Genomic DNA, 13,151 nt, shown 5'->3' on the forward strand with positions numbered 1-13,151 from the left:
AGCGCCTTCATCGGCGCGGCCATCGGGTGGTCCCTGCTCACGCCCCCGGCTCCTCCACTGGCGTGCTGGCAGCCCGCGCTTCACCGACGACGCCAAGATCGACATCAACGGGCAGCGCACTCCGCTGCCCGACAGCTATGCCGTCCAGACCACCCAGATTCGACCTGGGCACCCCGATGCCCGGGGCCATCCCCTTCCGCCACCGGCCTGACGCCAGGCAAGGCCCGCGGACTTGGGATTGGTGTTGGCCGCCTGCACGACCGCGCCCGCGAACGGACCGAACTTCAGCACATTGTGCGCCGAGCGCACCGCGTGATCCGGGGGGATGGGCGGCACGCTCGGCGTCGCGGTCTTCCCCGGCGACACGTGTCCTCCTATCGCGTGCTGCCGGGGTTCGCACACACCTACCGGCCGGGCGGGCGCTCGGTGAGGTCGAGGCGGAAGCGGGTGGGTGTGGTGGCGGTGTGGGTGCGGAAGAACTTGGTGAAGTTGGCGGGGTCGTCGAAGCCGAGGCGGCGGGCGCATTCGGTGGTGGTGACGGGTTCGTGGGCGAGGATGCGTTGGGCTTCGAGGACGACCCGGGCGTTCAGGTACTGCTTGGCGGTGGTGCCGGTGGCCGCCTGCACGGCCCGGGAGAGAGTGCGCGGCGAGTAGCCGAGTTGGGCCGCGTACCAGGAGACTTCGCGGGTCTCGGAGTGGTACCGCTCGGTCAAGCGAGCGAACCGGTGAAAGAGATCGGTGGGGTCGGGCAGCGCGGGCAGGCCGGCGGCCAGCCGCAGCGTCACCGCGCTGAGCAGGTGGTGGAGGATGGCCGTACTCGGCGGATCGGCGGCGTATTCGCCGGTCAGATGCTCGAAGGCGGAGTCGGTCAGGGGATTCGCCGTCACCACCGGGGGTGTGGACGGGGACGGCAGGTGTCCGAGGGCGGCGGCGGGTACGAGTTCGGAGCGGAACAGGATGAGATCGCCCTTCAGTTCGGCGATGTCGTCCCAGCGGTGGGTCCAGCCCGGGCGGATCCAGGCGACCGTGTCCGCGGTGAGTTCATGGGCGACGAAATCGATGGTCACGCGCCCGATTCCGGCGGTGCAGCGGGCCAGGACGTGGAACTCGCCGCGAATCACCTCGGGCACGGCGACCACCGGCATCCGGCGTAGCTGATCGAAGGTCAGCAGTTCGAGACCGGTACTGGAACCGGTCGGCGGCGCGTACTGCAGCGTCCGGATGGGCTGTCCGTTCTTGACCATGAGCGGTCCCGAATCTACCGGGCCGCCCCAGGTTTCGGGCCCATACGGCCGAGCCTCGCCCCGGCATCCGGTTCGGACGACCACAGTGGATCTCCAGAATAAGCAGCCGCTTCTGACGACACCTGTCCCGTCTGGGCCGTTTCTCCCCTGGCATTCCTGTTCCCGGCGAATGTCCGGGCGGCCCGCGCCGATATCGGCATCACGTCAATGCCGTTGCTGCCGACGCCGGTACAGGTGGTCTTCATCGCCGCGCTGGTGCCGGCGGCGGTGCTGAAAGGTGTTCCCGGCCTGACTATTTGATGGCGATCGGGCTGATCGGTGTGCCGACCGCGCCCGGGATCCGCAGGGCGGGCGCGCACAGCAGGAAGTCGTGGACGCCGTCCTCGGCGCAGTCGCGGGACAGGGCTTCGAGGTCCCAGATCTCGCCGAGCGGGAGTCCCATGTCGCGCAGGGCTAGCATGTGCAGCGGCAGCATGACGCCGTCCTCGGGGCGCATGACCTCGACGGCCGGATTGTCCACCGCGACCGCGGCGATGTCGTGCTCGTACAGCCATTCCGCGCATCGCCAGCTCAGGCCGGGGCTGCCGCTGAACCATTCGGCGGCCCTGCGGGTTTCGAGGAAGCGGGTCCACCAGCCGGTGCGGACGAGCAGGATGTCGCCGGGTCGCAGCTCGACGTCCTGTGCATCCACGGTCGCCTGCAGATCCTGTGGCGTGACAACGGTCCCGGCTGCGAGCCGATCCAGCTTGCGATGCCGGGCCACGTCGAGCAGCACGCCGCGGCCCACCACACCACCGCGCTCGGCGACGTGCTCGATGCCGAGCTCGGTGGCGCCGAAGCTGGTCACGGCGCTCGCCGGGTAGCCGTTGTAGAGCAGGCCGTCGTAGTACACGTGGGAGAGCGCGTCCCACTGCGTGGCGGTCTGCAGCGGCATCATGATGTAGTCGTCGTTGAAGCGCATCGGGCCCGCGGCGTACATGCCCGTCACCTGCGCCTCGGTCTTGCCGCCCCACCCGGACAGGGCGGCGGCGGCGTTCGCGTCGCCACCGTCCACCGCCATGAGGTGGATGGGATTGCGCCGGAAGCCGCTGGACCCCTGCGGGCCGTAGGCGTCGAACGGGATGCCCAGCTGGATGGTGCGGCCCGTGCGCGCCCGGGTGGCGGCGTAGGCGATGCGGTCCGGGGTGAGCAGGTTCAGGGTGCCGAGCTGGTCGTCGTCGCCCCAGCGACCCCAGTTGCGCACGCGCTCAGCCACTTCGCGCCATCCTTCGGTCACGGGCACCTCCACTGCGACGGGTTCCTCGATCTTCGCGTTGTGCGGTCGGACCTGTCGAGGCCGGGTCCCGATCGCCGGTCTGGTTGGATGGGCGCAGTGACCAGCGTTCCCTTCCGATTGATCGGCGACCAGCGTATGGACCGGGTGATGCCGGCCTGGGCCGAGCACTATCCGCAGTTCGACACGGTGGTCGGCTATTCGGATCTGGGCTACGCGTTCCTGATGAGCAGCCGGACCGGCGAGTACGGGATCCTCGATCCCTACAGCCCCGGTGTGAAGCCCTACGGCGTCTTCACCGAGATCACCGAGTTCGTGAGCAGGGTCCTCTTCGACCCGAACGTCATCACCTATGTCCTTCAGCCCGGCCACGTCGCCGAGATCCGCCGCCGCCTGGGTCCCCTGGCCGACGACGAGGTCTACATCGCCACCCCGTACCCGTTCCTGGGCGGCCCGGAGACACCGGACTCGTACCAGAAGGGCGGCGTCTGGGTCTTCTTCGATCTGGTGGCCCAGGCCCAAGAATTCGATTGACGCCCAACGGGCTCGGGTGCCCGTCCGGAGGCGCGCGGGACGGTATGGTCGGGGCGTTGCCCGCCGAAAGGGAGTGATGGCCATGCCGGTTCGTCGGAGGTTCGCAGCCACGGTCCGGCGGGTCGCATTGACGGCGGGGGCGGTGAGTGTCTGTGCCGCGTTGACCGCCACCCTGGCCGCCACGGCCGGACCGGCGCTGGCCGACAACGGCGAGCTCGGGCGGCTGAGCGGGATCGAATTGCTGAACAGCGCATGGTCTTTCGACAAGGCCGCGGCGTCGATCGGCTTCACCTACTCGACCGTCGATCAGCGGGAGCGGACGGCGCGCGCCGGAGCGGCGCTGTATGTGCCGGCCGGGCTGCCGCCGCAGGGTGGCTGGCCGCTGGTGGTGTGGGCGCACGGGACGACCGGGATCGGCAATGACTGCGCGCCCTCGCACCGGCCGCAGTCGGAGCGAAATCGCTTATATTTCAACCAGATTCTGGATCGAGGGTATGCCGTGCTGGCGCCCGACTATCAGGGTCTGGGTACCGGCGGCGATTTCAGTTACTACAACACCGAGGTCGAGGGCCGTTCCATTCTCGACGCGATCACGGCCGTGCGCGGTCTGCCCGTCCCGTTGACGGCGCACTGGGCGCTCATCGGCCAGTCCGAGGGCGCGCACGCGGTCATGAGCGCGGCGGCCCTGTACGGCCGCAACCCTTCCGCTGTCCGAGGTCTCACCGGGGTGATCGCGACCGGCCTGCGCACGAATCCCGCCAAGAGTCTGCGGGAGATGTTCCGGCGTGGCTCCACCGGCTCCGACAACCAGGTCGGCTACGCGGGCTACTACCTGGCCACTCTCGAGGAGCTGAACCCGGGCACCGTCACCCCGTACCTGACCGACTTCGGCCGGCGGTACGTGGAAAAGGCCGCCACCACATGCCTTTCGGATCTGGTGGCTGCCGCCGAGGGCCGCCGTCCCGAGGCCCTGGTCGCCGATCCGGACAACCCCACCCCGACCTTCGAGGCGGACATCCGATCGCTGGTCTCCTATCCGGAGGACGTGGTCCCCGCCGACCTCATGATCGGGTACGGGACCGCCGACATCGACGTTCCCCCGGCCGACACCCCCGCCTACGGTCCGGCCCTGCAGGCCCGCAACCCCTGGGTGCGGATCACCGTGACGGCCTACCCGGGTAAGGACCACAGCGGCGCGTTCCTCGCCTCGCTCCCCGACGCGCTGACCTTCCTGCAATCCCACCTGCCCTGATCCCCGCAGCCACTCCGCGGGCTCCCGTTTCGTCATTCACGCGGCCACCACCATCCCCGCCCACTCCGACAGGACCGCCCCCTTCCCGCTGCTCTATCCGGCTCCCGCCGCGGCGACACTGGCGTTGCAACTGGCGCGGTGAGCGGCGGGCGGCTAGCGTCGGGCCATGGCGAGCCGACGCGATCTGCAACATGCCGTGGTGACGAGCTTTCAACGCAGGGTGGGCAACCCGATCCTGCGCCGCCTGCCCATCCAGACCCTGCTGGAGACCACCGGGCGGGTCAGCGGCCGGCCCCGTCTGACCCCCATCGGCGGCCGCCGCTCCGGCGCGTCCTTCTGGCTGGTGTCCGAGTTCGGCACCCGGTCCCAGTACATCCGCAATATCGAGGCTGATCCCCGCGTCCGCCTGCGCCTTCGGGGCCGCTGGTACACCGGAACCGCGCACCTGTTGCCCGACGACGACCCGATCGCGCGTCTGCGTACCCTCCCGAGGGCCAATAGCGCGACCGTACGCGTGGTCGGCACCGACCTCCTGACCGTGCGCATCGATCTGGATTGAGGCCGCGGCTCATCGTGGCTCGACCACCTCCTCACCGTGCCGCCAGACGGACCAGGTGAGGGGAACGCCGGGGCGGTAGGCGAGGTGGAGGGCGGAGGGCGCGTCGAGGATGTGGAGGTCGGCGGCGGAGTCGGGACGCAGGACACCGATCGCGCCGGGGGCGGTGAGATCGTGGCCGAGAGATCGGGCCGCGCCCGCGGTGGCGGCCCAGAGGGCCTCGGGGAAGGTGAGCCGCATCTGGAGGACCGCGGTGGCGACGCAGAACGCCATGGCGGTGGTGTAGGAGCTGCCGGGGTTGGCATTGGTGGCCAACGCGATTCGGGCACCCGCGTCGAGGAGACGGCGGGCGGGGGCCAGCGGTTGGCGAGTGGAGAGATCGCAGGCGGGCAGCAGGGTGGCGACGGTGGTGGAGGCGGCCAGCGCCTCGATGTCGGCGTCGGTGAGGTGGGTGCAGTGGTCCACGCTGGCGGCACCGTGTTCGACGGCGAGCCGGACGCCCGGGCCGGGTGCGAGTTGATTGCCGTGGACTCGCAGCCCCAGGCCACGGGCGCGACCGGCCTCCAGGACCCGCGCGGATTGCGCGGCGTCGAAAGCGCCGGTCTCACAGAAGACGTCGATCCAGCGGACGTGGGGAGCGACGGCGTCGAGCATCGGACCACAGACCAGATCGAGGTAGTCGTCGGCGGAGAGCTCGGGCGGGACCACGTGGGCGCCCAGGAAGGTGACCTCGTCGGCCACCTCGGCGGCCAGTGCGGCGCACCGCTTCTCGTCGGCGACGGTCAGGCCGTACCCCGTCTTGGTCTCCAGATAGGTGGTGCCCTGGCGCAGGGCCTCGGCGCGCAGGCGGCGGAGATTGGCGGCGAGGACGTCGTCGGTGGCGGCGCGGGTGGCCTCGACGGTGGTGCGGATTCCGCCCGCGGAGTATGGGATTCCGGCCATGCGGGCGCCGAATTCCGCGGTGCGGTCCCCGGCGAAGACCAGGTGGGTGTGGCTGTCCACCCAGCCGGGCAGGACGGCGCGGCCGCCGGCGTCGACGCGATGATCGGCGGCCGGGGCCGATGCCGAGGGGCCGATCCAGCGCACCCGATCGCCCTCGATCACCAGCGCGGCGTTGTGCAGGACGCCGAGTTCCTCGGTGTTGGTGGTGAGTTCGCCGATGCCGGTGAGTACGGTGGCGGCCGGGTTCACTGCCACAGCGCTCCTATCTCGGTGCCGAGGGCGGCGGCCACGTCGCCGATGGTGCGGTGGAACCGGTCGCGGACCATCCAGCGTCCGGCGACCATCACATCCGTCACGTCGGCTGCGGTGGCCGCGAAGAGGACGCCGGCGCCCTCCGCGCCCGCTGTCCGCGGCGAGGCGGTGTCCAGGCACACCAGATCGGCGTCGCGGCCGGGCGCGATCGCGCCCAGGTTGGTCCACCCCGATGCGGCGTGTGCCGTTGCGGCGGAAAGCAATTCGCCCGTCCCGAACCGGCCGCGCCGACCGCTCGCGAGCCGCTCGTGCAGTTCCAGCGCCCGCGCCTCGAACCACGGGTCGATGATCGACTGCCCGTCACTGCCGAGCGCGAGCCGCGTACCGGCGTCGGCCAGCGTACGGGCGGGACCGATGCCGTCCCCGAGGTCGGCTTCCGTGCTGGGGCACAGACAGACCCACCCGCTCGCGAGTGCGGTGATATCACCCGGCGTGAGGTGGGTCGCGTGCACGGCCACCGTGCGCGGAGTGAGAGCCCCTGCGGCCGAGAGCAATTCGGTTGGCGTGCACCCGTGGACCGCCAGGCATTCCTCGTTCTCCCGCGGCTGCTCGGACAAGTGGACGTGCAAGGGCCGGTCCCCCGCGCCGCGCACCACGATGGCCAACTGCTCGGCCGGAACGGCGCGCACCGAATGGATCGCGGCTCCGGAGATGACCAGTTCGCCTGCCGGAACGAAGGATTCGAGCCGCCGCGCCCAGGCCTCGGCGTCAACGTCGTCGAAGCGCTGCTGCACACCGGAGGTGGGCTGCCCGAATCCGCCTGCCAGATAGCATGTATCGAGCAGCGTCAGCCGGATCCCGGCGTCACCGGCGGCCGCGACCAGCGCGTGCGAGAACTCGTGGGGATCGGCATACCGCTGCCCGTGCGCCGCGTGATGTAGATAGTGGAACTCGGCGACGCTGGTGTATCCCGCCAGCACCATCTCCGCGTACACGGCCCGGGCCAGCCGGTAGTACGAGTCCGGCTCCAATTTCCCCGCCACCGCGTACATGCGCTCTCGCCAATTCCAGAAGCTGCCGCGCTCCGCGTGCGTCCGCCCGCGCAGCGCCCGATGGAAGGCGTGGGAGTGCGCATTGGCGAACCCGGGCACGATCATGCCGGGCAAGACTGTCCCGCTGGCCTTCTCGCCGCTCGATACCGCGACGATGACGCCCTCCGCGATATCGATGCGGACTCCCTCGGCGACTCCCGACGGCAGCCACGCCCGCGGGCACCAGTAGGTGCTCATCCGGCCGGACTCCGCAGCACGCGGGCCAGTTCCGCTGTGCCGTGGTCGATGTCGCACGGTTCGGCGAATTCCTCGGGCGCGTGGCTGATGCCGCTGCCGACCGCCAGCGGGGCGTCCAGGTGCACGAGGCCCTTTCCCTGCTCGACATGCGGTTCGACGAAAGTGCCGATGCGCGTCAGGGTTTCGTCATCGCGGCCGAGGTGACCGGGCCTGTCGCGCATTCAGTCCTCCCACAGGGGAATTCGAACGCCCTTGTCGCGGGCGACCGCCTCGGCCTCCGGGTATCCGGCGTCGACGTGCCGCAGGACGCCCATACCCGGGTCGTTGGTGAGAACCCGTTCGAGCTTCTGCGCGGCCAAGGGCGTGCCGTCGGCGACGGTGACCTGCCCGGCGTGGATGGAGCGCCCGATGCCCACGCCGCCACCATGGTGGATGGACACCCAGCTGGCCCCGGACGCGGTGTTGACGAGTGCGTTGAGCAGTGGCCAGTCCGCGATGGCGTCGGACCCGTCCGCCATGGATTCGGTCTCCCGGTAAGGGGAGGCGACCGACCCGCAGTCGAGGTGGTCGCGCCCGATCACGAGGGGCGCCGCGACCTCGCCGCCCGCGACCAGTTCATTGAATCGCAGTCCGGCGGCCTGCCGTTCGCCGTAGCCGAGCCAGCAGATGCGGGCGGGCAGACCTTGGAACGCGACACGGTCACCCGCCAGGCGGATCCAGCGGGCGAGGGATTCCTGCTCGGGGAACAGCTCGAGGATGGCGCGATCGGTGGCGGCGATATCGGCCGGATCGCCGGACAGGGCGACCCAGCGGAAAGGTCCCCGGCCCTCGCAGAACAGCGGCCGGATGTAGGCGGGCACGAAGCCCGGGAAGTCGAACGCGCGCTCGTATCCGGCCAGCTTCGCCTCGCCGCGAATGGAATTGCCGTAGTCGAAGACTTCCGCGCCGCGATCCAGGAATCCGACCATGGCGCCGACGTGGATGGCCATGGAATCCCGGGCGCGACGGGTGAATTCGTCGGGTTTGCGGCGCGCGTAGTCGTCCCAATCCTCGAGCGCGACCCCGATCGGCAGGTAGGTCAGCGGATCGTGAGCCGAGGTCTGATCGGTCACGATGTCCACGTCTACGTCGCGGCGCAGCAGTTCGGGCAGGACCTCGGCGGCATTGCCGATGAGCCCCACCGACAGTGGCCGCCGTTCGGCCTTGGCGGTCAGCACCCGGGCCAGGGCGTCGTCGATATCCTCGGCGATCTCGTCCAGGTACCGGGTCTCGACCCGGCGGCGGGCATGCCGCGGATTGCACTCCACGCACAGCGCCACCCCGCCGTTCATGGTGACGGCCAGCGGTTGCGCCCCGCCCATGCCGCCCAGACCCGCGGTGAGCGTGAGGGTTCCGGCCAGGGTACCGCCGAATCGCTTGGCGGCCACGGCCGCGAAGGTCTCGTAGGTGCCCTGCAGGATGCCCTGGGTACCGATGTAGATCCAGGACCCTGCGGTCATCTGCCCGTACATGGTCAGCCCGGCCGCCTCCAGCCGGCGGAACTCCGGCCAGTTCGCCCAGTCCGGCACCAGATTCGAGTTGGCGATGAGGACGCGCGGCGCCCACTCGTGGGTGCGCAGCACGCCGACCGGCCGGCCGGACTGGACCAGCAGGGTCTCGTCCGCGCGCAGGTCGAGCAGAGTGCGGGCGATGGCGTCGAAGCTGGGCCAGTCCCGGGCCGCCCGGCCGGTGCCGCCGTAGACGACCAGATCCTGTGGCCGCTCGGCCACCTCGGGATCCAGATTGTTGTGCAGCATGCGCCAGGCCGCCTCGGTCTGCCAGGTGCGGGCGGTGAGGGTGGCGCCGCGCGCGGCGCGGACGGTTCTGGTCATGACGAAACCCCCTTGTCGAGAAGGTGATCCGCCGCACCCGACCGCACCAGGTCGGCCACGGCGGCGATATCCGGCGCCAGGTGGCGGTCGGGTCCGGGCCCCGGCACCCGCGCCCGCACCAGATCCCGCAGTGCCCCGGTCACCGGGGCGGGCCGGAGAGGTGCGCGGAAGTCCAAGGCCCTGGCGGCGGTCAGCAATTCGATGGTCAGCACCGTGGTGAGACCGTCGACGGCACGCCGTAGCTTGCGGGCCGCCGCCCAGCCCATGGACACGTGGTCCTCCTGCATGGCGCTGGAGGGGATGGAATCCACCGAGGCCGGGACCGCGCATCGCTTCAGATCCGACACCACCCCGGCCTGCGTGTACTGGGCGATCATGTAGCCGGAGTCGACGCCCGGATCGGCGGCCAGGAACGCGGGCAGCCCATGGGATCGGTGCACGTCCAGCATGCGGTCGGTGCGGCGTTCGGCGATGCCGGCCACGTCGGCGATGGCGATCGCCAGGAAGTCCAGGACGTAGCCGACGGGCGCGCCGTGGAAGTTCCCGTTGGACTCCACCCGGCCGTCGGACAGCACCACGGGATTGTCTATGGCGGAACGCAATTCGCGTTCGGCAACGGTCTCGGCGTGGTCCAGGGTGTCACGGGCCGCGCCGTGCACCTGCGGCGCGCATCGCAGCGAATACGCGTCCTGCACGCGCGGGCAGTCCTCACCCCGGTGGCTGGCCACGATCTCCGACCCGGCCAGCGCCGCCCGCATACGCGCCGCCGACACCGCCTGCCCGGGATGCGGGCGCAGCTCCTGCAGATCGGCCGCGAACACCCGGTCGGTGCCCAGCTGCGCCTCCACGCTCATGGCCGCGGTCAGGTCGGCCAGGTCGAACAGCCGGCGCAGGTCCTCGATGGCCAGCACCAGCATGCCCAGCATGCCGTCGGTGCCATTGGTGAGGGCCAGACCCTCCTTCTCCGCCAGGGTGATCGGCGTCAGCCCGTGCTCCGCCAACGCGGGCCCGATCGGGCGCGGACCGTCCGGTCCGAGCACCGAGCCTTCGCCCATGAGGGCCAGCGCCACCGCCGCCAGCGGGGCCAGATCGCCCGAACAGCCCAGCGAACCATATTCCGGCACAACCGGAATCAGCCCACTGTCCAGCAGTCCCGCCAGCGCCCGGGCGGTTTCGGGCCGCGCCCCGGTGTGCCCGGACAGAAGGGTGCGCAACCGCAGCAGCATCATGGCGCGCACCACCTCGGCCTCGACGGGGGCGCCGGCCCCGGCCGCGTGCGAGCGAATCAGCGAGCGCTGCAGATCGGTTCGCCGATCCGGCGGAATGTGGCGCAGTGCCAGCGCCCCGAATCCGGTCGACACCCCGTAGACCGGACGGTCGCTGTGCGCCAGCGCGTCGATGTGCTGCCGCACTCGCGCCAGTTCGGCCAGCGCGTCCGCGTCCAGGTCCACCCGCGCCCCGCGCCGGGCCACCGCCACCACGGCCGCCCGCGTCAGGGGTCCCGCTCCCACCGGCACCCGTTCGGTTCCGATTCGCGTCATGGGCACCATTTCAGCGCGTACGGCCGCACAGATCGAGTACCCACGACCCGGTTTCGCCGCTTTTTCCGGCAATCTGGCGTGCAACGTGCCGGATCTTCCGGTGTACCCGCATTGACGGATTCGCCGGGCACCGGGCCCGGGCCGCATGAGCGCCGGGGCGAACCCATCCGACGCGGGCGACCACAACCGGCGTCCTGCTCACCGGCTACTCGCACACCCTCAGCGTGCCCGACGTGCTCGGCGTGATCAGCACCTATCATCAGGCGGTCGACGATCCCGAATTCGCCCGGCGCGGTTACGATTCCGGCTATCTGGTGACCCGCGCCGGGACGCGCGCCGCCGACTTCTACGGCACGAACCCGGATCCGGAGGTCGTCGCGCTCGACGAGGCCAACAAGGAGATCTTCTCCCTCACCGAGTATCCCGACGGGCTGCTCTCCACGCTGCCCGGCATGTCGAGCCTCATCACGGTCCCGGTGCTCGTCGTGGACGGCAGCCGGGACCGCATGGTGTGTGGTCCCGGCTTCAGCACCTGTACCGATACGCCGACGCTGGACGCGGCCGAACAGCCGTATTTCTCGCCCGCGGCGCAGCTGCGCACCTTCGTGCTCCCCGACAGCGGCCACGCCATCAACCTGGCGCCGAACACTCGCGATTATCACGCGGCGGTGCTCGATTGGATGAAGTCGCTCGCCAACTGAGATACGGTGCGGGACTGTCGAACTCAGGTTGAGAACGGCGCCCCCGCACCCTCCGCCCGGGTCGTGCCCTCACGCCGGGTGGCCGCCAGCGGCAGAGCGATGTCCTCGAGCGGCCTGCCCTCGGCGTCCACCGCGAGCAGCTGGGCGACCACACCGCCCGCGACCATGACGGCCGCGCCGAGCAGATAGCCGAGGAACAGGCGAACCGGATGTGAGCCGTCTCCGATCAGCGCACCGTAGATGACGGGCCCGAGCGCGCCGAAACACTGTGCGATGGCGAAGAATACGGCGATCGCCTTGGCTCGCACCTCGAGCGGGAAGATCTCGCTCACGGTGAGATAGGCCGAGCTCGCACCTGCCGACGCGAAGAAGAAGATGACACACCAGCATGCCGTCTGGGTGATCGCATTGAGCGCGCCCGCGTAGAACAGCACGGCCGAGATCGCCAGCAGCACACCGGAAAGAATGTAGGTGCCCGCGATCATGCGGCGGCGGCCGATGGTATCGAAGAGATGTCCGATGGTGAGCGGCCCGGCCAGGTTTCCGACCGCGAACGCGATCAGATAGATGGGCGTCGACCCGGACGGCACCCCGTAGAACTTGCCGAGCACCAGCGTGTAGGTGAAGAAGATGGCGTTGTACAGGAACGATTGGCTGATCATGAGACTCGCGCCGAGAATCGCGCGGCGCGGATACTCACGGAACAGCACCCGGGTCAGCGCCAGATAGCCGATGCTCTCGGCCGGTTTCACCGTCATGGCCCGGGACTGATCGACCACCGGCAGCGAGACGCCCGCGGCCTCCACTTCGCGTTCGATCTCCTCGATGGACGCTTCCGCGTCCCGGGCTCGCCCGTGCATGATCTGCCAGCGCGGGCTCTCCGGCAGATTGCGGCGCACCAGCAGGATCACCAGGCCCAGCACCGGACCGATGAGGAAGCCCAGCCGCCAGCCCAGCGACAGGCTCAGGTGATTGAGCAGGATGTAGGTGCCCAGGGTGCCGATGATCGCTCCGGCCCAATAGGTTCCGTTCACCGCGATGTCGACGCGGCCGCGATAGCGGGCCGGGATCAGCTCGTCGATGGCGGAGTTGATGGCCGCGTACTCGCCGCCGATGCCGGTACCCGCGATGAAGCGGGTGACGTACAGGAAGACCACCCAGCCCGCGCCATTGCCGAGCGTGGCGGCGGTGAGCCCGCTTCCGAGCAGGTAGATGCCCAGGGTGACCAGGAACAGCTTGCGCCGGCCCAGGCGATCGGAGAGGTTGCCGAACATCAGCGCGCCGACCACCTCCCCCGCCAGGTACACCGTCGCGATGAGGCCGACCGCGGTCGAGGACAGGTGCAGGGTCTCGGGCTTGGTGAGGGTGTCGGCGACCGCGCTGGCCACGGTGATCTCGAGACCGTCCAGGATCCACGCCACCCCGAGCGCGGCCACCAGCCGGGTGTGGAATCTCGACCACGGCAACCGATCGATCCGGGCGGGCACCAGAGTCCGCACCACACCGCCGCTGCCGAGCACCTCCGCCATCACGACTCCTGGGGTTCCGGTTCCCGTGTCCGCTGTCTACCCGTCGAACTCTGTCTACCCAACGAATGCCCCGACAAACGATAGGCGAATCCCCGAAGATCCGTGCTCAACTGCGACGATCCGCACCGGGCACCGCCGGATACGGGGCGGTCCGAATATTCCGCGAT

13 protein-coding genes are annotated in these 13,151 nt (G+C 70.1%); 4 read left to right on the forward strand and 9 right to left on the reverse strand.

Annotated features, from left to right (window positions below; genetic code table 11):
- Positions 1-135: 135 nt before the first annotated feature.
- From ON33_RS41685 to ON33_RS26820, 3 genes are all read right to left on the reverse strand, one after another.
- Entirely contained in the window at positions 136-366 is a 231-nt protein-coding gene (locus tag ON33_RS41685) for a hypothetical protein (protein WP_157184748.1), read from the reverse strand.
- Positions 367-404: 38 nt separating this feature from the next.
- A complete protein-coding gene (locus ON33_RS26815) occupies positions 405-1,244 on the reverse strand; it encodes a helix-turn-helix domain-containing protein (RefSeq protein ID WP_040861857.1) in 840 nt (279 codons plus the stop codon).
- Positions 1,245-1,536: 292 nt separating this feature from the next.
- Positions 1,537-2,499, reverse strand: coding sequence for a cyclase family protein (locus tag ON33_RS26820; protein ID WP_245550719.1), 963 nt, complete (start codon positions 2,497-2,499; stop codon positions 1,537-1,539).
- A 117-nt stretch (positions 2,500-2,616) separates the two neighbouring features.
- Between ON33_RS26820 and ON33_RS26825 the strand changes: the two genes are divergently transcribed.
- The 3 genes from ON33_RS26825 to ON33_RS26835 all read left to right on the forward strand — a co-directional run bounded on the left by ON33_RS26825 (position 2,617) and on the right by ON33_RS26835 (position 4,862).
- Positions 2,617-3,051 (forward strand): T6SS immunity protein Tdi1 domain-containing protein, encoded by a 435-nt coding sequence (locus ON33_RS26825; protein ID WP_157184749.1) that lies wholly within the window; start codon positions 2,617-2,619, stop codon positions 3,049-3,051.
- Between the two features lie 142 nt (positions 3,052-3,193).
- Positions 3,194-4,303 carry an alpha/beta hydrolase family protein gene (locus ON33_RS26830; RefSeq protein WP_169336847.1) on the forward strand — a complete coding sequence of 370 codons (1,110 nt, stop codon included), beginning with the start codon at positions 3,194-3,196 and terminating at the stop codon, positions 4,301-4,303.
- Positions 4,304-4,469: 166 nt separating this feature from the next.
- On the forward strand, positions 4,470-4,862 hold the full coding sequence (locus ON33_RS26835; RefSeq protein ID WP_040861859.1) for a nitroreductase/quinone reductase family protein: 393 nt from the start codon (positions 4,470-4,472) through the stop codon (positions 4,860-4,862).
- A gap of 9 nt (positions 4,863-4,871) precedes the next feature.
- On the opposite strand, the gene hutI is transcribed toward ON33_RS26835, so the two are convergent.
- The 5 genes from hutI to hutH are packed head-to-tail and all read right to left on the reverse strand — an operon-like array spanning position 4,872 to position 10,754.
- Entirely contained in the window at positions 4,872-6,050 is a 1,179-nt protein-coding gene (hutI, locus tag ON33_RS26840; protein ID WP_040861860.1) for an imidazolonepropionase, read from the reverse strand.
- On the reverse strand, positions 6,047-7,342 hold the full coding sequence (locus ON33_RS26845; RefSeq protein ID WP_040861861.1) for a formimidoylglutamate deiminase: 1,296 nt from the start codon (positions 7,340-7,342) through the stop codon (positions 6,047-6,049). Before ON33_RS26845 ends, hutI begins: the two co-directional genes overlap by 4 nt.
- Positions 7,339-7,563 carry a hypothetical protein gene (locus tag ON33_RS26850; protein WP_040861862.1) on the reverse strand — a complete coding sequence of 75 codons (225 nt, stop codon included), beginning with the start codon at positions 7,561-7,563 and terminating at the stop codon, positions 7,339-7,341. The genes ON33_RS26845 and ON33_RS26850 overlap by 4 nt, the downstream gene beginning before the upstream one ends.
- Positions 7,564-9,213, reverse strand: a complete 1,650-nt coding sequence (gene hutU / locus ON33_RS26855; protein ID WP_040861863.1) for a urocanate hydratase — start codon at positions 9,211-9,213, stop codon at positions 7,564-7,566.
- Positions 9,210-10,754 carry a histidine ammonia-lyase gene (gene hutH / locus ON33_RS26860; RefSeq protein WP_040861914.1) on the reverse strand — a complete coding sequence of 515 codons (1,545 nt, stop codon included), beginning with the start codon at positions 10,752-10,754 and terminating at the stop codon, positions 9,210-9,212. Before hutH ends, hutU begins: the two co-directional genes overlap by 4 nt.
- Before the next feature lie 224 nt (positions 10,755-10,978).
- Between hutH and ON33_RS26865 the strand changes: the two genes are divergently transcribed.
- Complete coding sequence (locus ON33_RS26865; protein ID WP_051152843.1) at positions 10,979-11,455, forward strand: alpha/beta fold hydrolase; 477 nt, start codon at positions 10,979-10,981, stop codon at positions 11,453-11,455.
- A gap of 23 nt (positions 11,456-11,478) precedes the next feature.
- Here the strand turns inward: ON33_RS26865 and ON33_RS26870 are convergent, their stop codons facing one another.
- Entirely contained in the window at positions 11,479-12,984 is a 1,506-nt protein-coding gene (locus ON33_RS26870) for an MFS transporter (protein WP_040861864.1), read from the reverse strand.
- Positions 12,985-13,151: the final 167 nt, after the last annotated feature.

This window comes from Nocardia niigatensis NBRC 100131, from assembly GCF_000308655.1.
GTDB classification, from domain to species: Bacteria; Actinomycetota; Actinomycetes; order Mycobacteriales; family Mycobacteriaceae; genus Nocardia; species Nocardia niigatensis.